Source organism: Exiguobacterium sp. SRB7LM (genome assembly GCF_015712685.1).
Classification (GTDB): domain Bacteria; phylum Bacillota; class Bacilli; order Exiguobacteriales; family Exiguobacteriaceae; genus Exiguobacterium; species Exiguobacterium profundum.
In genome coordinates, this window is record NZ_VWVR01000006.1 from 529,752 (window position 1) to 550,116 (window position 20,365).

20 protein-coding genes and 1 pseudogene are annotated in these 20,365 nt (G+C 47.0%); 18 read left to right on the plus strand and 3 right to left on the minus strand.

Annotated features, from left to right (window positions below; genetic code table 11):
* Positions 1-14: 14 nt before the first annotated feature.
* The 6 genes from F3H97_RS03495 (at position 15) to F3H97_RS03520 (ending at position 8,152) form a co-directional block, all read left to right on the plus strand.
* On the plus strand, positions 15-2,207 hold the full coding sequence (locus tag F3H97_RS03495; RefSeq protein ID WP_196430557.1) for an FtsK/SpoIIIE family DNA translocase: 2,193 nt from the start codon (positions 15-17) through the stop codon (positions 2,205-2,207).
* A 402-nt stretch (positions 2,208-2,609) separates the two neighbouring features.
* Complete coding sequence (locus tag F3H97_RS03500) at positions 2,610-3,329, plus strand: GntR family transcriptional regulator (RefSeq protein WP_078146731.1); 720 nt, start codon at positions 2,610-2,612, stop codon at positions 3,327-3,329.
* A 130-nt stretch (positions 3,330-3,459) separates the two neighbouring features.
* A complete protein-coding gene (locus F3H97_RS03505; protein WP_159563633.1) occupies positions 3,460-4,545 on the plus strand; it encodes a BMP family lipoprotein in 1,086 nt (361 codons plus the stop codon).
* 63 nt (positions 4,546-4,608) lie between these two features.
* A complete protein-coding gene (locus F3H97_RS03510) occupies positions 4,609-6,135 on the plus strand; it encodes an ABC transporter ATP-binding protein (protein WP_196430558.1) in 1,527 nt (508 codons plus the stop codon).
* Positions 6,132-7,196, plus strand: coding sequence for an ABC transporter permease (locus F3H97_RS03515; RefSeq protein ID WP_196430559.1), 1,065 nt, complete (start codon positions 6,132-6,134; stop codon positions 7,194-7,196). Before F3H97_RS03510 ends, F3H97_RS03515 begins: the two co-directional genes overlap by 4 nt.
* Complete coding sequence (locus F3H97_RS03520) at positions 7,193-8,152, plus strand: ABC transporter permease (RefSeq protein ID WP_015881445.1); 960 nt, start codon at positions 7,193-7,195, stop codon at positions 8,150-8,152. The genes F3H97_RS03515 and F3H97_RS03520 overlap by 4 nt, the downstream gene beginning before the upstream one ends.
* Positions 8,153-8,312: 160 nt before the next feature.
* On the opposite strand, the gene F3H97_RS03525 is transcribed toward F3H97_RS03520, so the two are convergent.
* Positions 8,313-8,561: a ferredoxin gene (locus F3H97_RS03525; RefSeq protein ID WP_015881446.1), complete on the minus strand. Its 249-nt coding sequence runs from the start codon at positions 8,559-8,561 to the stop codon at positions 8,313-8,315.
* Between the two features lie 142 nt (positions 8,562-8,703).
* On the opposite strand from F3H97_RS03525, the gene F3H97_RS03530 reads away from it, so the two are divergent.
* The 8 genes and pseudogenes from F3H97_RS03530 to F3H97_RS03560 all read left to right on the plus strand — a co-directional run bounded on the left by F3H97_RS03530 (position 8,704) and on the right by F3H97_RS03560 (position 15,449).
* Entirely contained in the window at positions 8,704-9,726 is a 1,023-nt protein-coding gene (locus F3H97_RS03530; RefSeq protein ID WP_196430560.1) for a YpbB family protein, read from the plus strand.
* Between the two features lie 16 nt (positions 9,727-9,742).
* Positions 9,743-10,672 (plus strand): annotated as a pseudogene (locus F3H97_RS03535) (RecQ family ATP-dependent DNA helicase); the annotation flags it as partial.
* 153 nt (positions 10,673-10,825) lie between these two features.
* Positions 10,826-11,137, plus strand: coding sequence for a RecQ family zinc-binding domain-containing protein (locus F3H97_RS15145; RefSeq protein WP_370568601.1), 312 nt, complete (start codon positions 10,826-10,828; stop codon positions 11,135-11,137).
* Between the two features lie 41 nt (positions 11,138-11,178).
* Complete coding sequence (locus F3H97_RS03540) at positions 11,179-11,379, plus strand: hypothetical protein (RefSeq protein WP_015881449.1); 201 nt, start codon at positions 11,179-11,181, stop codon at positions 11,377-11,379.
* A 129-nt stretch (positions 11,380-11,508) separates the two neighbouring features.
* A complete protein-coding gene (locus tag F3H97_RS03545; protein ID WP_159562118.1) occupies positions 11,509-12,372 on the plus strand; it encodes a MerR family transcriptional regulator in 864 nt (287 codons plus the stop codon).
* Between the two features lie 60 nt (positions 12,373-12,432).
* Positions 12,433-13,011 (plus strand): adaptor protein MecA, encoded by a 579-nt coding sequence (locus F3H97_RS03550; RefSeq protein WP_074037201.1) that lies wholly within the window; start codon positions 12,433-12,435, stop codon positions 13,009-13,011.
* A 96-nt stretch (positions 13,012-13,107) separates the two neighbouring features.
* Entirely contained in the window at positions 13,108-14,034 is a 927-nt protein-coding gene (locus F3H97_RS03555) for a D-alanine--D-alanine ligase (RefSeq protein ID WP_196430562.1), read from the plus strand.
* A 146-nt stretch (positions 14,035-14,180) separates the two neighbouring features.
* The gene (locus F3H97_RS03560; protein ID WP_015881453.1) at positions 14,181-15,449 is read left to right on the plus strand and encodes a Glu/Leu/Phe/Val family dehydrogenase; all 1,269 of its coding nucleotides are present in this window, start codon (positions 14,181-14,183) and stop codon (positions 15,447-15,449) included.
* A 39-nt stretch (positions 15,450-15,488) separates the two neighbouring features.
* On the opposite strand, the gene F3H97_RS03565 is transcribed toward F3H97_RS03560, so the two are convergent.
* Together F3H97_RS03565 and F3H97_RS03570 are read right to left on the minus strand one after the other, a co-directional pair.
* Positions 15,489-16,469, minus strand: a complete 981-nt coding sequence (locus F3H97_RS03565; protein WP_196430563.1) for a YpdA family putative bacillithiol disulfide reductase — start codon at positions 16,467-16,469, stop codon at positions 15,489-15,491.
* Between the two features lie 51 nt (positions 16,470-16,520).
* Complete coding sequence (locus tag F3H97_RS03570) at positions 16,521-17,492, minus strand: asparaginase (protein WP_159562121.1); 972 nt, start codon at positions 17,490-17,492, stop codon at positions 16,521-16,523.
* A gap of 107 nt (positions 17,493-17,599) precedes the next feature.
* On the opposite strand from F3H97_RS03570, the gene prsW reads away from it, so the two are divergent.
* From prsW to F3H97_RS03590, 4 genes are all read left to right on the plus strand, one after another.
* Positions 17,600-18,256 (plus strand): glutamic-type intramembrane protease PrsW, encoded by a 657-nt coding sequence (gene prsW / locus F3H97_RS03575; protein ID WP_074037196.1) that lies wholly within the window; start codon positions 17,600-17,602, stop codon positions 18,254-18,256.
* Between the two features lie 15 nt (positions 18,257-18,271).
* The gene (locus F3H97_RS03580; RefSeq protein ID WP_074037195.1) at positions 18,272-18,937 is read left to right on the plus strand and encodes a flagellar brake protein; all 666 of its coding nucleotides are present in this window, start codon (positions 18,272-18,274) and stop codon (positions 18,935-18,937) included.
* 74 nt (positions 18,938-19,011) lie between these two features.
* A complete protein-coding gene (cmk, locus tag F3H97_RS03585) occupies positions 19,012-19,686 on the plus strand; it encodes a (d)CMP kinase (protein ID WP_196430564.1) in 675 nt (224 codons plus the stop codon).
* A complete protein-coding gene (locus F3H97_RS03590; protein ID WP_196430565.1) occupies positions 19,683-20,306 on the plus strand; it encodes a lysophospholipid acyltransferase family protein in 624 nt (207 codons plus the stop codon). Before cmk ends, F3H97_RS03590 begins: the two co-directional genes overlap by 4 nt.
* The last annotated feature ends 59 nt before the right edge of the window (positions 20,307-20,365 follow it).

Below are 20,365 nucleotides of genomic sequence, written 5' to 3' on the forward strand. Positions count from 1 at the left end.
TAGGAGGAACTGATGTGGCTCAAAAAACAAGAAAGACTCCCGTAAAGCGAAAGCGCCCAGCGACGCGAAATACGAGGAACCGTAAAAAACAACCGATTGCGCCACGTACATATGGGTGGGGCTTCTTTGTCCTCGCCATCGTCGCATTCGTATTTGCCTTTTTTGATTTAGGGTGGATCGGTAAACAGTTATCTGATTTATCCGTCTATCTTTTTGGAGGATGGGGTGCGCTCACTTACTTGATGATGGCTGTGTGGTTATGGATTCTTCTCACTCCGATGAAACCGATGCGACGAGCGGGACTATTCGCAATGCTCGCCTCATTCTTACTATTCGGGGACTTACTTTGGGGAGAGGCAAGGGGCGGCATCAATGCCACTTTCTATAACTTGAACCAATATTTATTCTCAGACTTCGGGATTGTCTTTTTAGGGATCGTCTGCTTCCTCGTCGGTGTCTCGTTTTATGCCCCGACTATTTGGGGGACACTCTTTCATCGCATGCAGGAATCCGTCACAGCAGTCAGAAACGAATGGCGAGCCAGACCGAAAGTGGAGAAGCAGCAAGAGGCGAAACGAACGCGCAAGACCTCACCTCGTCCAAAATTAACGGAAGCGCAATCGGACCCGGAAGTAGAGTCAGACGTGGTCACGATGCAAGACATTCCAATCGTCGGATTTAGTGAGAAAGTCGTAGCAGAAAAAAGAGAGACGGAAGATCAACCTCGAACGGATTCTTCGGAAGTCGATTCCACGATCACGACCGAGGAGATGATGATGACTGCGGCCCAAGAGGTCTCGGATACATACGAGCTTCCGCCATTCTCGAATTTGAAAGAGCCCGTCATTACGGATTTGTCTGGTGAGAATGCACGATTGAAAGAAAATGCATCCAAACTTGTAAAGACGCTTAAGTCATTCGGGGTCGGTGTCAAAGTGTTAAAGATTCACCTTGGTCCAACCGTCACAAAATATGAATTACAACCGGATATCGGTGTGAAAGTCAGTCGCATCACCTCATTAAGTGATGATTTGGCATTGGCGCTCGCTGCAAAAGATATTCGGATTGAAGCTCCGATTCCGGGTAAAGCCGCTATTGGTATTGAAGTGCCGAACCAGGAGGTCGCACCGGTATGCTTACGTGAAGTACTGGAAGCGGAGCCGGTGAAACAAGATGATTCGAAGTTGCTCGTCGCACTCGGTCGGAGTATCAGTGGCGAGACGGTTGGGATCTCTCTCAATAAAATGCCGCATTTGCTTGTTGCAGGATCGACAGGATCAGGTAAATCTGTCTGTATCAACGGCATGATCGTGTCACTCTTGATGCGTTCTCGTCCGGATGAGGTCCGACTCATGATGATTGATCCGAAGATGGTCGAGTTGAACGTCTATAACGGAGTGCCACACCTGTTGACACCGGTCGTCACGGATCCGAAAAAAGCCGCCCAGGCACTGAAGCAGGTCGTCGCAGAAATGGAACGGCGGTATGAACTGTTTAGTCGATATGGAGTTCGCAATATCGAAGGGTACAATGAACTCGTCGATCAGTCGGATGACGAGGATGCGAAACGTTTACCGTTCATCGTCGTAATCGTCGATGAATTGGCGGACTTGATGATGGTGGCATCAAATGACGTCGAAGATGCCATCATGCGACTTGCACAAATGGCACGGGCTGCAGGTATTCATATGGTCCTCGCGACACAGCGCCCATCTGTCGACGTCATCACAGGAGTCATCAAGGCGAACATTCCGTCCCGCATCGCCTTTGCCGTCTCTTCTCAAACCGATTCAAGGACCATCCTTGATGGTGGCGGGGCGGAAAAGTTGCTTGGACGCGGTGACATGTTGATGCTTGCAAACGGAATGAACAAGCCGGTCCGTGTACAAGGTGCATTCGTCTCCGATCAAGAAGTCGAGACGGTCGTCAATCATGTCATCGCACAACAACGTGCGCAATATGTGGAAGCGATGATGCCAAAAGAAGAGGAAGTGACGACGATTGATTCGGATGATTCATTGTTCGGAGAAGTCGTGCAATTCATCATGACACAAGAAACGGCATCAACTTCGATGATTCAACGCAGATTCCGAATCGGGTATAATCGTGCCGCCCGTTTGATTGACTCACTTGAGGAAGCGGGGTATGTCGGTCCGTCAGAAGGTTCGAAACCGAGGAAAGTACTCATTCAAGAGCAAACAGAATAATAATAAAAAACGAACGATTATATATCAGTATATATAATCGTTCGTTTTTTAATGCTATTTATACGATATAGAAATATTCGCTCTATCCTTAGATGTTCGCTATAATATAAATGTAATATAGCACATATGTCCTATATACTGAATTAGTACATACTTTTAAAAACTACTGAAACGCTTACATTTTTTAATAACGTTTACATTTTACAAAAGTTTTTCAATGGGGATGAAAATGAGTAAATTGGACTCAAAGGTACGGTTCGGCATGTTCCGAAAAAATATTTCCCTGATTCCGAACAAAAACTATTGCGTTCTAATTCTCGAATCCCTATACTTAATATTGGCAAGGACATTCATACGTCAGATGTCTGAGCACTGGTAAGTAAATTAAAGGTGGTGAGGCCAATGTCGATTAAGCTCGATCATCGATTGCTCTATCTTCGAGTGATTGAGAAAATTAAGCAAGATATCGACGCTGGTGTCTATCGTGAAGGGGAGAAGTTACCTTCAGAATTTGAACTTTCGAAGCAACTTGGAGTCAGTCGAGCGACACTTCGCGAAGCGCTCCGGATTCTCGAAGATGAGAAATTTGTCGTGCGAAAGCATGGGGTAGGAACATTTATCAGTTCTAAACCGCCATTCACGTCAGGAATTGAGGAATTGTTCAGTGTCACTGACATGATCACACGAGCAAAGATGACACCAGGAACGAAAGTATTGGTGGCCGAGAAAGTGTTGGCAACAGAGAGAGAAGCCGAGCGTCTCAAGATTGAGCCGAACTCACCGATTTATCGAATTGTACGAATTCGATATGCGGACGACACACCGGTTGTGTATTGTGTCGATAAAGTGCCGGCCCATCTCGTCTCGAATCCTGAGGCATTGACTGAAGGGAAATCTTTGTTTGATTCTCTCGAAAAAGAGGTAGGACGTCGAGTCGCTTATGCGATCACGCACATCGAACCGAGTGTCAGCGCTGAAATCTCGTCACAACTTCAGACGGACCAACCGTTACTCGCTTTAAAACAATTGCATTATGATGAGAGTGATTTACCATTACTCGATTCGGCCAACTTTTTCCGTGCTGATCGATTCGACTTCCATGTCGTACGTAAACGAGTTTAAACGAGCAGTTTCTGGACGGAAGAGTTATTTTTGGGGAATAGCGTGAAAGCGCTTTCTTATACCGGTGTAAAGACTACTGATAACATGACAACAAAAATTGTTATGAACCGAAAGGGGAAACACGACGATGATGAACAAAAAGAAAACGATTCTCTCAGCTTTAGCAGCAGGACTCACACTCTCTACAGTACTCGCAGCATGCGGTGGAGATGACAACGAAGGCTCATCTTCAAACGGTGAAGGCGGAGAAGGTAGCGACTTCAAAGTTGCAATGGTCACGGATACTGGTGGTGTTGATGACAAGTCATTCAACCAATCAGCTTGGGAAGGTTTGAAAAAGTTTGGTGAAGAAAATAGCTTAACTGAAAACGAAGGATACAAATATCTTCAATCAGCAAAACAAGCAGACTATCAGCCTAACTTGCAACAATTGGCACGTGATCAATTTGATTTGATCTACGGAATCGGTTTCTTGATGGCAGAGGATATCGGAAAAGTTGCAGAACAATTCCCTGATAACAACTTTGCAATCGTTGACTCGGTTGTAGATGCACCGAACGTTGCTTCAATCACGTTTAAGGAACAAGAAGGTTCATTCCTCGTAGGTGTAGTAGCTGGTCTTACAACGACGACTGATAAAGTTGGTTTCATCGGTGGAGTAGAATCAGACTTGATCAAGAAGTTTGAAAATGGATTTAAAGCTGGTGTCATGGCTGTAAACCCTGATGCGACAATCGACGTAAAATATGCTGAAGACTTCAACTCAGCTGAAAAAGGAACTGCAATTGCGTCAGGTATGTATGGATCAGGATCTGATATCATCTATCACGCAGCTGGTGGTACAGGTGTAGGGGTATTCACTGAAGCGAAAAACCGTAAGAAAAACGGTGAAGATGTTTGGGTAATCGGGGTTGACCGTGACCAGTACGAAGAAGGTCTTCCAGAGAACGTTACTCTTACGTCAATGGTTAAACGTGTAGATACAGCGACACTCGAAGTGTCGAAAATGGCAATGGACGGTAAGTTCCCAGCTGGTGAAGTGGTTGAATTCTCACTTAAAGATGAAGGTGTAGGAATCGCACCAACTTCTGAAGAAAACGTTGCTGCAGACGTGCTCACTAAAGTTGATGAGTATCGTCAACAAATCATCGATGGTGATGTTGTTGCACCAGCAACTGACGCTGAGTTCGAAGAGTTCATGAAAAACGTAAAATAATTTGTTTGAGTTGAGGGGGGACCCATGTGGTCTCCCTTTACTTAAAGTTAGGGGTGAACTTCCTTGGAATATGTAATTGAAATGCTAAATATTCGAAAAGAGTTCGGTACGTTCGTTGCGAACGACAATATCACGCTCCAATTGCGTAAAGGAGAAATCCATGCACTTTTAGGAGAAAACGGGGCCGGGAAATCGACGCTCATGAACGTGTTGTTTGGTCTCTATCAGCCTGAAGGCGGAGAGATTCGCGTACACGGAAAGAAAGTGAATATTGAAAATCCGAACATCGCCAACGAACTTGGGATCGGAATGGTCCATCAACATTTTATGTTGGTTGAAAAATTCACGGTCACTGAAAATATCATTCTTGGTCTTGAGCCAAAGAGTGGCATCACAATCGATCGCGCCACGGCTCGTAAGAAGGTCATGGAGATTTCGGAGCAATACGGACTTAGAATTGATCCGGATGCGAAGATTGAAGATATTTCAGTCGGCATGCAACAGCGTGTTGAAATCTTGAAGACGCTCTATCGTGGAGCAGATATTCTGATTTTTGATGAACCGACGGCAGTGTTGACACCACAAGAGATTCAAGAACTTATCCAAATTATGAAACGTCTGATTGCTGAAGGTAAGTCGATCATCTTGATTACGCACAAGCTGAAGGAAATCATGCAAGTTGCGGACCGCTGTACTGTCATTCGTCGTGGACGCTACATTGGAACGGTCGAGGTCGACGAGACGGTAAATGAAGACAGTTTAGCTGAAATGATGGTTGGTCGCGAAGTTAACTTTGATGCAGAATATTCGAAAGCCGATCCACAACAAGTCGTTCTGGACGTTCAAAACCTCGTCGTCAAAGATGGTCGCGGTTTGAAAGTCGTTGAAGGATTGGATTTACAGATTCGTGCTGGAGAAGTACTCGGAATTGCCGGGATTGACGGGAATGGTCAGACGGAGTTGATTGAAGCCATTTCAGGTTTGAAAAAGCCGGAGTCTGGTAAAGTGTTGCTCAACGGAAAAGATGTCACCGGACACACACCGCGTAAGATGACCGAGGCAGGGATCGGACACATCCCGCAAGATCGTCATAAACACGGACTTGTTCTTGACTACTCGATTCGTGACAACATGGTACTTCAAACGTACTATAAAGAACCGTTCTCGAAACGAGGTCTCATGAACTATAAAGCTGTGGCTGAGAAGGCGAAGGCGTTGATTGAGAAGTTTGACGTCCGAACTCCATCAATTGATGTTCCAGCTCGTGCCCTCTCGGGAGGGAACCAACAGAAAGCAATAATTGCACGTGAAGTCGATCGCTCACCAGATTTACTCATCGCCGCTCAACCGACTCGTGGTCTCGACGTAGGTGCGATTGAATTTATTCACGAGCAGCTTATTAAAGAACGTGAAAAAGGACGCGCCGTCTTACTCATTTCGTTTGAACTTGATGAGATTTTACACGTATCCGACCGTATCGCTGTTCTCTACGAAGGAAAAATTGTAGGGATTCGTGATCCGAAAGAGACGACGGAGCAAGAGCTTGGCTTCTTGATGGCCGGCGGTCAGAGAGGGGACGAAACAGAATGAAAAAATTAAGTTTAAACCAACTTCTCATTCCATTCCTATCCATCATTTTAGGACTACTCGTCGGTGCTATCGTCATGTTGATTGGTGGATACGACCCGGTTCAAGGGTTTATCTCGTTATTTGAGGGCATGTTTGGTAGTCCGTATGCCGTCGGTGAAACATTGCGTGCTGCAGCCCCACTTATTTTCTCAGGTCTCGCGGTTGCGTTCGCCTTCCGTACAGGGCTATTCAACATCGGGGTAGAAGGACAAGTGTTAATTGGGTGGGTCGCAGCCGTCTATGTAGGAATCAACTTCGACTTGCCGATGTTTATCCATTTACCGCTCGCACTTCTAGCGGCAATGGTTGCAGCAGCAATTTGGGCGTTCGTTCCTGGGTTCTTGAAAGCGAAGTTTTATGTTCATGAAGTCATTACGTCTATCATGATGAACTATATTGCCTTATACACGACAAACGCGATTTTACGTAACGTCATCGGCGTAACGAACGAGCGTACGGAGTCAATCAACGATTCAGCGTCACTTGCTTCGCCATGGCTCCAAGAGTTGACGACGTATTCACGTCTTCACTGGGGTGTGCTTGTCGCTGTGCTTGCAGCAATCGTGTACTACTACATCCTTCAACGTACGACACTCGGTTATGAGTTACGTGCCGTTGGATTCAACAAACATGCATCACAGTACGCAGGGATGAGCGTTAACCGTAACATCGTCCTGTCGTTCGTCATCTCCGGTATGTTCGCTGGTCTCGCAGGTGCGATGGAGGGTCTTGGAACATTCGGTAGTATGACCCTCTCAGCATCGTTCACCGGTGTCGGATTTGACGGGATCGCCGTCGCCCTACTCGGTGCGAACACCGCGATTGGAGTCATTTTAGCAGCGATTCTCTTCGCAGGGTTGAACATCGGCGGATTGGCGATGCAACTTGGTGCGAACGTACCGTCAGAGCTCGTCAAAGTTATTATCGCAGCCATCGTAATCTTTGTAGCGTCTGGATATGCGATTAACTATGTCATTGAGAAACTTAAAGGAAATCGTAAGAAAGGAGTGGGGAAAAAATGAACTTCTTAGAAGTCCTTTATATCGTCGTTCCGGTTGCGCTTGCCTATGCGACTCCACTCATTATCGCAGCACTTGGTGGAATCTTTAGTGAACGTTCTGGTGTCGTCAACATCGCCCTTGAAGGAATCATGGTCATCGGTGCCGCGACAGGAATCATCACGACGCTCACCTTGACTGATTTAGGTGTCGGAGCCTCTAGTCCATGGATTGCCTTACTTGTTGCCATGGTAGTCGGTGCATTGTTCTCCCTCTTCTTGGCTGTTCCTGCCATCCTTTGGCGTGCGGACCAGACGGTTCTCGGGGTGGCCATCAACATGCTCGCCATCGGTCTCGCCATCTTCGTCGTGCGTGTTCTTTACAACAAAGGACAGACGGACTTTATCGAGTACCGGATCGCAAAAGAAAATGTACCCTTTTTATCAGATATTCCCGTGTTAAAGATGTTCTTTATTAACGTTCAGTACACGTCGTTCGTTGCAATCGCCTTGGCGTTCGTCGTCTGGTTCGTCATCTTCAAGACACCGTTTGGACTTCGTCTTCGTTCGGTAGGGGAACATCCGATGGCCGCTGATACGATGGGAATCAACGTCACGAAAATGCGCTTCATGGGCGTCATGCTCTCTGGTGCGTTTGGTGGTCTTGCCGGAGCGGTTTATGCTGTAACGGTCACGACGAACTTCAGTGGAACGACAATCGTTGGTCAAGGATTCTTGGCGATTGCCGCAATGATTTTCGGTAAATGGAATCCGCTCGGTGCGCTTGGTGCCGGATTATTCTTTGGATTCGCTCAAGCCCTTTCGATTATCGGAAGCAACTTACCGGTCATCAACAACGTGCCGCAGCTCTTGCTCTTGATTGCGCCATACGCGCTCACGATTCTTGCTCTCGCTGGACTCGTTGGTCGTGCGGATGCGCCGAAGTCGGTCGGTATCCCATATATTAAAGGGAAACGTTAATTCGAGATAGGACATATGTCCATTTCATCCAGGTTGTTTGGTGCTTAAGCCAAACAACCTTTTTTGATATACTTGCCTAGAGATGTCATGATTAGACTAGGTTACATGCGAGAAACATAAAAAAGACATATCGGTCAGAGGACCGATATGTCTTTCACGATTATTCGAATTTTAAAGCGTCCCCGTCGAACGACTCGTCCGCTACTTTGATCGAGTCTGTCGGACAACCCTCGAATGCATCCATCATGTCTTCATATAACTCATCTGGGATTTCAACAGTACCTGTGTTGTCATCCATTAAGTTGAACGCAAGACCTTCATCATCATAATCGTAAATATCTGGTGCTGCCGCGCCGCAAGCTCCGCATGCAATACATGTATCTTTATCGACGATTGTAAATTTTGCCATGATAATAACCCTCCAAACGGTTCGTTTCTCTTAGAAATCATTCTACTGACTATGAGTAATTGTAGTCTACATACCCAATTATTTCAATGAGGAAACGAGCGTCTTTTTGGTAGGATAATGATTTTTTTAAGGAAGTGACGATTTGGTTCATTTAGCGGATGGAGTTCTACTGCTGGCCATTAAACGATTAAATGGAGAACGGAGTGAGCGAAGTCTCTACCATGTCCTGAATGGAAAGCGCTCGGCCACAACGCTACAGGACGCATTTTTTTACGAGTTGGAGCCTCTTTTTGGACAGTTTCCGCAGACGACTTATTCGTACGAGTCTGTGCTAAAACAACTTGAGAAAAGAGGATGGCTCGATCGTAAACGATTTAGATTGACAGAGGCGGGGGAACTGCTAGCTTCACCTGAATCGGTGGAGCAACTATTCAATCGGTTGGGCGGGGAGCGCCGTGATTATAACGCGACCACATGGAAACGCTTGAGTTTGTTCGTGCAGACGTTCATGTCAAAAGAACACGCCCGTACATTTTATCCTGTTCAAGCCGATCGTCCGGCAGAAAAATGGGTTAAGCAGTTGTTACATCTTGATCGAGATTGGAAAACGCTCATGCGAACGTTTCATCAAGAGATTGAACAAGCACTTGAACAAATTGGTGACCCGTATGCGACGGCCGTCGTCTATCGATTCACAGGGGCGTTTGATACGGGTCTGACATATGAACAAATTGCCAGCCTGCTTCATGTTGATTCCGAGACGGCTCGTCTGTATTTTTTGGCCGGATGGAACGAACTGTTGATGGTCTTGCCGGATGATGCCAAACTACGTGGGTTTACGTACGGATTATCGACAGAACGGATGACTTATTCAGCGCGTGAGTCATATGAACTTTTCTTGAAGGGATACACGTTCCAACAGGTTCAAGCGAAGCGGAGATTACGTACGAGCACGATTGAAGACCATGTCGTCGAGATGGCGATGTATTTAGAAGTCTTCCCGCTCGAACAATTTGTACCGATGGAGGATGTGATCACGATTGAAGAGTTGCGGAATCCGAACAGCTGGGCGCTCAAACCGATATTTGAGAAAATGGAGCGTGTCAGTTATTTTCAAATTCGACTTGTCTTCGCAAGACTGAAACGAGGTGAGAGCTTTGTATGAAGCGACATTAAAACGAGTGTTCGGGTATGATTCGTTTCGTCCTGGGCAACACGACATCATTCACGCCGTAGTTGAAGGGCAGGATGTATTAGCCGTCATGCCGACCGGGGCGGGGAAGTCGTTGACGTTCCAACTCCCATCTTACATCAAAAATGAAGGGCTCACGGTGATAGTCTCACCGTTACTCTCTCTCATTGAGGACCAGATGCTTCATATACGAGAACGAGGAGAGCGTGGTGTCGCCCGTTTGACGTCGATGGAATCGGCTGAAGAAAAACAGGATATCATCAACCATTTGAAACGTTACCGCTTTTTATATTTATCACCTGAACAATTGGCAGTTCCCTATGTGACACGTGCCCTTGCGAATGTAAAAATTCAAATGCTCGTCATCGATGAGGCGCACTGCATCTCGCAATGGGGGCATGAGTTCCGGCCAGAGTATGCACGCTTGGGTGAGTTGAGAAAACAGATTGGGAGCCCTCAATGTATGGCGGTCACGGCGACGGCGCCAGAAGGCGTGAAACAGGACATCATTGAAAAGTTGGCACTGTTCTCACCCGAACAATTCGTCCACTCCGCCAATCGTCCGGAAATACGATTGTTGGTTGAACGATTGGAGAAAGAGAAGAAACTTGAGCGATTAAAAGAGTTGATTCAAGAGATTCCAAAACCTGCAGTCGTTTACACGGCGACCCGTCGCGAAGCGGAGGCGTTAGCCTTTGAGCTAGAGGACGCTTTGTTTTACCACGGAGGCATGTCCACGGAAGACAGGCGACTCGTGCAGTCGCAGTTTTTACGGGACGAAGTGTCGGTCATGGTATGCACGAGTGCGTTCGGGATGGGTGTGAACAAAGACAATGTCCGTTCCGTCGTTCATTTCCAATTGCCGGCTACCGTCGAGGCATACATGCAGGAAATCGGGCGGGCGGGACGCGATGGTCATCCGGCGTTTGCAGTCCTCCTGTATGCGGACGGGGACGAACGCATTCAACAGTTTTTAATAGACGGTCAATATCCGAAAGATGAGGACATGCGATTAGCCTACTTTGAACGTGAGAATGGGACGTCACTCGCGCAACTACCAAGATTGTTACGGATGAACGAAGAAGACCCGAAGTTTCTCCTGCTGAAGCAATTGTTGACAGAACGTTCGCTTCAAGAAGCCCTCGATTGGGTAAAAGAAAGAAAGCGAGATCGGTATCGTCAACTCGGGCAGATGATGGATTATGCCCTCGTCCGGACATGCCGACGCGATTACTTGCTTCGTTATTTCTCCGAACAAACAGTCGATCAAGAAGAATGTTGTGATGTTTGTGGGCCGATTCTGTTCCCGGATACAACACAAATCGTCCGAAAAAATGTGACAGAATGGAAAATTCGGTTGACGCAAATCTTTTCCTTTGAATAATATCATAGTAAAATGATAAAAAAGGTAAAGGAGGGCATACGTTGCGACATCGGAATCAGGCGGATTCTTTACGCGAGCAATTGGCGGACACGTTGCCGTCTCGAGCTGAGAGGCAAGAGGGCGAACGGAAGAGGAAGTTAAATGATAACTGGATGAAGCGCCCGTTGGCGATGACATTGACCTTCGCCATGCTAGCGATTATTCTCATTTTCATATATATCGGGCGACATGCCATATTTTAAGCGAGGTGCGAACAGAGTTCGCATCTTTTTTTATACTTAAAAAATTCTCGATTGCACAATAAAAGGGGTAAACCTCTTGCATTGAGGATATACTTATATCATAAGAACGAGTAAGAGAGGAGGGCGGAAATGCCGAAATACTCCATTAAAACCGTGGCGACGTTGACCGGTGTCAATCCGACGACCATTCGGGCTTGGGAACGTCGCTATCAGTTTATCGTGCCGAGCCGAACGGAATCCGGTCACCGCCTATATTCAGATCAAGATGTCGAAAAAATCAAATGGGTCGTGGATAAGCAGAAAGAAGGGCTTTCTGTCTCACAAGCCATTCAACAACTTCATCAAGCGCCTGAACCAGAACCGACAACGGCCAAACTATACGATGAAGAATTGAAAGACGGGCTGCTCCATGCGTTGCTCTCATTTGATGAACGGACAGCTCATGATTTGATCAATCGTGCGTTTAATACGTTCAGTTTTGAAAAAGTGACGAAGGATGTGATTGGGCCACTGCTCATGGAAATCGGTTCACGATGGGAGAATGGCTCGATTACCATCGCCCACGAGCATTTCGCCACGGCATTTTTACGAGCACGGCTTTCGACGCTGTCCCTTCAAATGCCGATGAACCCGTTCCTGCCACGTATCACGTGTGTCTGTGCACCCGGGGAGATGCATGAGATCGGATTATTGTTTGTCACGCTCTATTTGCGACAACATGGATACGATGTCATCTTTTTGGGAGCGGGTTTCCCGAAAGAAGATTTGAGTAAAGCGTTACATGATATCGACACTTCTTGTCTCATCTTCGCATGTACGCTGACTGAGCATATTCCGAACTTGTTAGAGGCGATGGATTATATTCAAAACGAGCATGCTGAATTAAAAATCGGTGCAGGTGGATATGCAGTCAGCCTGGAGAGAGAGCGATTCAATGGGTCATTTCTTGGCGACGCTCCTGAAGAGTGGACAAAATGGTTATCAACTATTTGACACGGGATGAAAACGGGAGTAGCTTATTATTAGGATTGACTATTCACTGGAGGTTTTCGATTGAGATTTGAAAAACAAACAAAAGAACATCTTCGTGTATATGTGACTGCGAATGAGCTCTCGTTACGTGGAATCGCCATCGATACGATCGTAGGGGAAAACGGTCAACAACTGTGGAAAGAACTACTTGAAACAGCAGAAAGTGAGTACGGATTTTCACCGCAAGGAGCGGTTGATTTGAATGTGACAATGTTCCCTCGCGATGGACTCGTCATCGATGTTCAAAAAGGTGAAGCGATTGCTGAGCTCGATGTCGAGCAGGTCGAGATTCGATTAACGATTGATGTAATCCATCATTTGATTTATCAGTTCGAGGACATTGAAGATGTGATCAACGCTTCGATTCGTCTTTTCCCGCATATACATGAAACCGAGCAGGGTGGCACGCTTTATCATTACAACGGTCATTACTACCTTCACTTCGTTGAGGTTCTTCCTTCGCAGGTAGAAGAACGACTCGCGGCCATTTTGTCCGAGTACGGCAAGACGACTACGGTCAGTCCGTACGTCATGATGGAATACGGAAAGACGATTCAAACTGAACAAGCCGTGAAAGAGCTGTACGATGCATTCGCATGAGTACGGCTTTTTTACTTTTCTGTTCCTATTGTTTTTAGGGTGTCCGTGTTATGATTAGACTTGAATTTTCAGTAGCTAGTTGAAGGAGAGATTGGAATGAAAGTCGCTGTTTTATATGGTGGAGTGTCAGGAGAACGAGAGGTATCTCTCACGAGCGGGCAAGGGATGATAGAAGCGTTGACGGAACGTGGTCATGAGGTCACGGCCATTGACTTTCATCCGAAACGGGCGAACGAGCTGTTAACATTGGATGTCGACGTCGTCGTCAGTGCGTTGCACGGGAAGTATGGTGAAGATGGTCGTGTGCAATCGTTATTAGAAATGGCTGGAATTCCTTATACGGGATCAGGTGTCTTGGCATCTGCTCTGGCGATGGATAAAGCGAGAGCAAAAATCATCTTCGCGGCATCCGGTATCCGAGTCGCTCGTGACGTCTTAATCGAGTCACGAGAATCAATCGATGCAAAAGTCGCTGAGTGGGGAATGGAGTTCCCATGTGTCGTCAAACCAGCGCAAGAAGGATCATCGAATGGTCTGACGATTGCAATGGACGAAACGATGTTACGTGAAGGAATTGAAAAAGCGTTTGCTTGTGATTCAGCGGTACTTGTCGAGCAGTACATCAAAGGGAAAGAGCTGACAGTTCCCGTCATCGGGAACTTTGGGAAAGAAGAGGCTCTTCCTGTCATTGAAATCATTCCAAAAAATGAATTTTACGACTATGAATCGAAGTATACGGAAGGTGGTTCGATTCATGTCTGTCCGGCTGAAATCTCGGTCGAGCTGACATCGGAGGTTCAACAGGCGGCAGTTCTTGCGCATCGCGCGCTCGGTTGTTCAGGATATTCGCGCTCTGACTTCCTCGTTTCAGAAGAGGGAAAAGCCTACATTCTAGAGACGAATACTCTGCCGGGCATGACGCCGCTTAGCCTGTTTCCGGATAGTGCCAAGACAGTCGGAATCTCGTACGGTGAGCTTTTGGAACGCTTTATCGAGCTCGCACTTGAGCGCGTAGCGAAGTAAGACATCTGGATTACGCCATCCATCAAGAAAACGCTTTCATTATTTTTGAAAAGCCCTTTCAAATTGAACGCGTATCAGCTATACTTTTAAACGAATACGAGGTTAATTCTTGGGGGAGAATTGACAATTTAGGGGAGGAAACCTTCATGATTACGGATCAAGAAAAAGGTCATCAAAAACGAAAAAACATCTTGGAATCGACACAAGAGGTAATTCACGAAGCTTTAGATAAACTCGGCTATCCAGATGAGATGTACGAGTTATTAAAAGAACCGCTTCGCATGCTGACCGTTCGGATCCCTGTTCGCATGGACGATGGCTCAACGAAGATCTTCACAGGCTATCGCGCTCAACATAATGATGCGGTCGGACCGACTAAAGGGGGAATTCGGTTCCACCCGAGCGTAACGGAGGTAGAAGTCAAAGCATTATCAGTATGGATGAGTCTAAAAGCAGGAATCGTAGACTTGCCTTACGGTGGTGGGAAAGGCGGAATCGTCTGTGACCCACGCGAGATGAGTTTCCGTGAAATTGAACGTTTGAGTCGCGGATATGTCCGTGCCATCAGTCAAATTGTTGGACCTACAAAAGATATCCCGGCTCCGGACGTGTTCACAAACTCACAAATCATGGCATGGATGATGGATGAATACAGTCGCATCGATGAATTCAACTCACCTGGATTCATCACAGGAAAACCGCTCGTTCTTGGCGGGTCGCATGGTCGTGAGACAGCGACGGCAAAAGGTGTGGCCATCATGATTCGTGAAGCGGCACTTCGTCGCGGAATCGAATTGAAAGGTGCGCGGGTCGTCGTTCAAGGATTCGGGAACGCGGGAAGTTTCCTTTCTAAATTCATGTACGATGCAGGGGCGAAAGTGATTGCGGTCAGTGACGCTTACGGAGCTATCCATGATGAGAATGGTCTCGATATCCCGTATTTGTTAGATCGTCGCGATTCATTCGGTACGATTTCGACATTATTTAAAAACACGATCTCGAACAAAGAAATGTTAGAGCTCGATTGTGATATTTTAGTCCCAGCTGCGATTGAGAATCAAATTACAGAAGACAATGCGGACGCGATTAAAGCATCGATTGTGGTCGAGGCAGCCAACGGTCCGACGACGAACGAAGCAACGAAAATCTTGACTGAACGTGGAATTCTCCTCGTGCCGGACGTGTTGGCGTCAAGTGGTGGGGTCACGGTTTCGTACTTCGAATGGGTACAAAACAACCAAGGTTACTATTGGACGGAAGAAGAAGTTGAGGAAAAACTTGAAAAAGTACTCGTTCACTCGTTCAATACGGTATACAATACATCTTCAGCCCGTAAAGTCGATATGCGTCTCGCCGCCTACATGGTCGGTGTACGCAAAATGGCGGAAGCCTCACGTTTCCGTGGCTGGGTCTAATCAAAAAAAGTTCGGTCAACTCAAGTTGACCGAACTTTTTTATACGTTAATGCGGTTCGCAATCGTATCGGCAATCGCCTTGCCGTGGAATCTACCGTTCTCAATGAAGATTTTGTTCGCATCGTTTCCGGCTGCGACCACGCCCGCAATGAAGAGGTGTTCGACATTTGTTTCAAACGTTTCTTCATCGTATGTCGGGACACCACTCTCTTCATCGATCACAATGCCTGCACTCTCGAACAGATGGTGGTCAGGCTGATAACCGGTCATCGCGAAGACATGATCTGCATAGACATGCTTCTCTTCACCGTGTTGCCGGTAGTAGACGCCATCATCGGTGATGCGTTCGATTGTCGCCTCAAACTCCATTCGAACTTTCTCATGACGGACGAGTGAATCGAAGTTTGGAAGAACCCATGGTTTGACGGAAGGGCTATACGAATCGCCTCGATAGAGTACCGTCACAAAGGCACCAGCCTTTTCGAGTTCGATTGCCGCATCGACAGCGGAATTTTTCCCACCGATGATCGTGACGTGTTGTCGATAATAAGGATGTGCCTCGTTGAAATAGTGATGGACGTGCGGCAACGTTTCGCCAGGCACGTCAAGCAGACGAGGACGTCCATAATAGCCTGTTGCTAAAATCACATAGTCCGCTTCGCGAATGGTTTCGCCACGTCGTTCATGTCTTGATGTCACAATGAATCGGTCACTTTTTTTATCGACCGACTCGACCGTTTCGAACGGGTGGACGTTTAAACCGGTACGTGTGACGACTTCTCGATAATAGACGAGTGCATCTTGACGACGTGGCTTCAAATCCTTACATATGAACGGAATGTCTCCGATCTCGAGCAAGCTCGCGGAAGAGAAGAACGTTTGATGCGTCGGATACCGATAGATGGCGTCGACAATATTTCCGCGCTCAATCACCGTACAAGAGACTCCGATCTTCTCCAGTTCGATGGCGGCCGAGAGACCGCATGGCCCGGCACCTACAATAATCGCTTGTTTGTTCACTGAATATCACCTCTTTGCTCATTGTAGGGAAGGGGGCGCAGTTGCGCAAGGTTATTGCTGGAAGCTAAAGCTATGTTCCATGACTGACTGGGATGAGCCGGACTCGAGTTCGACGAGGAGTCGTAAACGAGCTTTTTGTGAATTCAATCCGTTTGAAAAAATGACACCCATCTCCTTCAGTTGTTTGCCACCCCCGTCGTAACCGTAAACATCTTGAACGATTCCGTTGAAGCAACGGCTGACGATCACGACGGGAATCTCTTTGACTAAATGTTCTAGTGCGGACAAGAGGGTCGGCGGAACATTTCCTTGCCCTAACACTTCAAGGACGAGTCCGTCGTATCCAAGCGTGATTACAGATTCAAGTAAATCTGGTTCCATTCCTGCGACGACTTTCAACACGGCTACACGTTTTGAGATGGAAGGAATCATTTTCGGTTGTCTCGTTGCTGGTTGACTATAGATGAGTACGTGGTCCTTTGTGACCATACCCACGTTACCGAAGTGCACAGACTTGAATGTGTCGACTGAAGACGTGTGCGTTTTGGTCACGTTGAATGCCGAATGAATCTCACCGTTGAAAACGACAAGCACTCCTTTTCCACGAGCCGCTTCGCTTTTTGCGACGCGAAGCGCTGTGATCAAATTAAATTCTCCGTCCGAACCGACCTCGTTCGAGGACCGCATCGCTCCTGTCAACACGATTGGGACAGGCGCACCGAGCGTGATTTGTAAGAAGTAAGCCGTCTCTTCTAATGTATCGGTACCGTGCGTGATGACGACTCCGTCATACGTGTCTTGTGTCAGTTCACGTTGGATGAACTGTGCCAATTCAAGCATCTTCTCTGGAGTCATGTGAGGTGACGGGATATTTGAAAAGTGCTTTGTTGTAATGTGAGCAATATCAGTCGCTTTCGGAAGGGTGGCGTCGATTGGATTGACATCGCTCGGTTCGACGTGTCCTGTGCCGGATTGTGACATGGCGATAGTACCGCCGGTGTGGATCAGTAATAAATGATTCATAAGTGTCCTCCTAATTATTTTTATGAAGATTTCCATTTTCTAGGCGTTCTCTACTTTTTCTTTCAGACAATTCAGTGTATGCTAGGGAGAGAAAGGAGAGATGCATCATGATCGCAATCGCCTTGTCTGCGGTTGCACCTGGGCTCGCCCTTCTTTCCTACTTCTATCTACGCCATGAGTTGGAGGCAGAACCGCTCGGATATGTGATTCGTTCTTTCGTGGCCGGAGCCGTTCTCGTGTTCCCGATCATGTTTATCCAATATGCGTTCGTTGAAGAGGGAGTGCTTACTGGACCGTTTTGGCAGGCGTATGTCGCCACTGCCCTGCTTGAAGAGTTTTTTAAATGGTTTATGATTTATTATACAATATATATACATAAAGTCTTTGATGATTACTACGACGGGATTCTCTATGCGGTCGCCTGCTCATTAGGCTTTGCGACTTTAGAGAATTTTTTATACTTATGGGTGTACGATTCATTAGAAATTGCGATTTGGCGAGCAATCCTGCCTGTGAGCGGGCACGCTTTGTTCGCGGTCGTGATGGGGTACTGCTTAGGACGAGCGAAGCATTCGATTCGAGAACGGCTCTGGCTGTTCATGGCAATCTTTTCTGCGACGGTCATCCATGGAACGTTTGATTTGATTTTGATACTCGAACCGAATCAAAAGCTTCCTGCCGTGCTTTATATCGTCATTTTATGGACCGTGGCACTTTTACTCGTGCGAGCGGCAAACTTGTCCAATCGTCGACAATTTAAATAAAGGGGAAGAATCAGTATGTTAAAAGAAGGTCAAGAACTGAGAATCGAAGTGGAAGGGCGTGCAGAGGGGAAAACGAAAATTGCAGCCATAACCGATCAAGTCGTATGGATTGAGTCGCCGAGTGACATGATGACGCTCAAAACATTTTTTTTACATGAAGAGGAGGCCATGCGGGTCTTTTTCTTCCAAGGAGACAATCAGCTGTTCGCATTCGACACGAAAGTCGTGAAGCGAATCAGCGATGCCCAAATGACATTACGCTATGCGTTCAATTTGCCAGACGAGAAAAAAATCAAACGGATTCAGCGTCGTGAATATTTACGTGTTCCAGAAATGATTGACGTGACCGTTCTTGCAACCGATGAGGAAAGTTTCGAATCGTTCGAAACAACATCTCTTGACATATCTGCTGGGGGGATGAAAATCATCGCCAACCGCGCTCCAATCGAAGTAGATGAGTCCCTGATTGTCGTGTTTCGAATTGAGGATGAGCATGGCTCGCCCCAGAACTTCCGTCTTAAGAGCCGTCTTGTGCGCATACATAAACAGGAAGTGAAAGAAGAATTGTCTCTGGCATTTGAAGATTTGACCCCTCGTGACCAAGAGACGATTTTACGATACTGCTTCCGTGTTCAGCTTGAAGCGCGAAAGCGGACAGGGTCTGTATTTTCTTCAAGATAAAAAACTGTTATGATGTTCTCGGGATTATTGACCGAGAGGAGGAGGGTATCGGGAACACTCGATACCCGTTTTGTATGAAAAAATCATTACAAATTGCTTTAGACGGACCGGCGGGTGCTGGGAAAAGTACGATTGCCAAGTCGCTTGCGAAACAATTAGGGTATGTGTACATCGATACAGGTGCAATCTATCGGGCGGTAACGTATCGCGCCTTGAACGAAGGGATTGCGCTCGAAGATGGACCAGCACTTGCTCAGATGATCGGGGACATGTCATTACGACTCGTCCCATCGGAAGAGGGACAACGCGTATTTGACGGTGAGGAAGAAGTGACGTCTGTCATTCGCTCGAGTGAAGTGACGAATAACGTCAGTTTCGTCGCACGTCAACCTGAAGTGCGTGATGCCTTGATGGACCTTCAACGTGATTTGGCTAAAGAAGGCGGTGTCGTCATGGACGGCCGCGATATCGGAACACATGTCTTGCCGAATGCCGATTTAAAAGTGTTTATGACCGCTTCGGTCGAAGAACGTGCCCGTCGTCGCCATGAAGAAAATGTCTCGAAAGGCATCCCGAGCGACTATGAACAACTGATCGAAGAGATTGCGCTACGTGACAAACGCGATTCTGAGCGTGAAGTGGCGCCTCTCCGTCAGGCTGAAGATGCCCATTTCCTCGATACGACGACGTTGTCCATTGACGGAGTGGTTCAAGCAATTGAACGATTAATTGAAGAGGTGAAAGCATGAGCAAGCCATTAAACAATGGACCGTTCGGCATGTATCGATTGGCGAGAGGCGTCGTGAACGTCATTCAACGCTTATCGTTTCAGGTCGAATTCATCGGTCGGGAGAATGTTCCGATGGACGGGTCGATCCTTGTCTGTTCGAACCATCAGTCAAATTGGGACCCGGTGCTTCTCGCATGTGCGATTCCAAAGCAGCGTCCGCTCCGATTTTTTGCGAAGAAAGAACTTTTTAGTGTCCCGGTACTGAAGCATATTTTGAAGCGTGCAGGTCAGATTCCAGTATCTCGTGGGGAAGGTGACCGACAAGCGCTTCGTGTCGTGCTTCAAAAGTTGAAAGAGGATGAAGTCATCTCTATCTTTCCGGAAGGAACGCGTTCAAAAGACGGTACGCTTGGAAAGGCGCAAGCCGGTGTCGGTTTTTTTGCGATGCGTTCGGATGCACACATTTTACCGATTGCCATCATTGGCAAGTATAAGTTTCGCGCGAAACTCCGTGTCGTTATCGGGAAGCCGATCGACTTGTCAGAATTGAAAGCACGCAAGGCGAGTGCGCAAGAAGCGGCCGACTTGATCATGGATACGATTGCCGACCTCTACTTGAAGCACTCGTTCACGAAGTAAAAAGCGGATTGTAGAATTGAGGTTTAAACTTCTTTCAATAGAGGTACAATCTTCATAAC

Coding starts and splice junctions, on each gene's coding strand:
- F3H97_RS03555 (WP_196430562.1), top strand. CDS start 13,108: ATGAAAGTCGCTGTTTTATATGGTGGAGTGTCAGGAGAACGAGAGGTA.
- cmk (WP_196430564.1), top strand. CDS start 19,012: ATGAAAAAATCATTACAAATTGCTTTAGACGGACCGGCGGGTGCTGGG.
- F3H97_RS03590 (WP_196430565.1), top strand. CDS start 19,683: ATGAGCAAGCCATTAAACAATGGACCGTTCGGCATGTATCGATTGGCG.
- F3H97_RS15145 (WP_370568601.1), top strand. CDS start 10,826: ATGAACGAAGAAGACCCGAAGTTTCTCCTGCTGAAGCAATTGTTGACA.
- F3H97_RS03560 (WP_015881453.1), top strand. CDS start 14,181: ATGATTACGGATCAAGAAAAAGGTCATCAAAAACGAAAAAACATCTTG.
- F3H97_RS03545 (WP_159562118.1), top strand. CDS start 11,509: ATGCCGAAATACTCCATTAAAACCGTGGCGACGTTGACCGGTGTCAAT.
- F3H97_RS03500 (WP_078146731.1), top strand. CDS start 2,610: ATGTCGATTAAGCTCGATCATCGATTGCTCTATCTTCGAGTGATTGAG.
- F3H97_RS03505 (WP_159563633.1), top strand. CDS start 3,460: ATGAACAAAAAGAAAACGATTCTCTCAGCTTTAGCAGCAGGACTCACA.
- F3H97_RS03520 (WP_015881445.1), top strand. CDS start 7,193: ATGAACTTCTTAGAAGTCCTTTATATCGTCGTTCCGGTTGCGCTTGCC.
- F3H97_RS03515 (WP_196430559.1), top strand. CDS start 6,132: ATGAAAAAATTAAGTTTAAACCAACTTCTCATTCCATTCCTATCCATC.
- F3H97_RS03525 (WP_015881446.1), bottom strand. CDS start 8,561: ATGGCAAAATTTACAATCGTCGATAAAGATACATGTATTGCATGCGGA.
- prsW (WP_074037196.1), top strand. CDS start 17,600: ATGATCGCAATCGCCTTGTCTGCGGTTGCACCTGGGCTCGCCCTTCTT.
- F3H97_RS03580 (WP_074037195.1), top strand. CDS start 18,272: ATGTTAAAAGAAGGTCAAGAACTGAGAATCGAAGTGGAAGGGCGTGCA.
- F3H97_RS03570 (WP_159562121.1), bottom strand. CDS start 17,492: ATGAATCATTTATTACTGATCCACACCGGCGGTACTATCGCCATGTCA.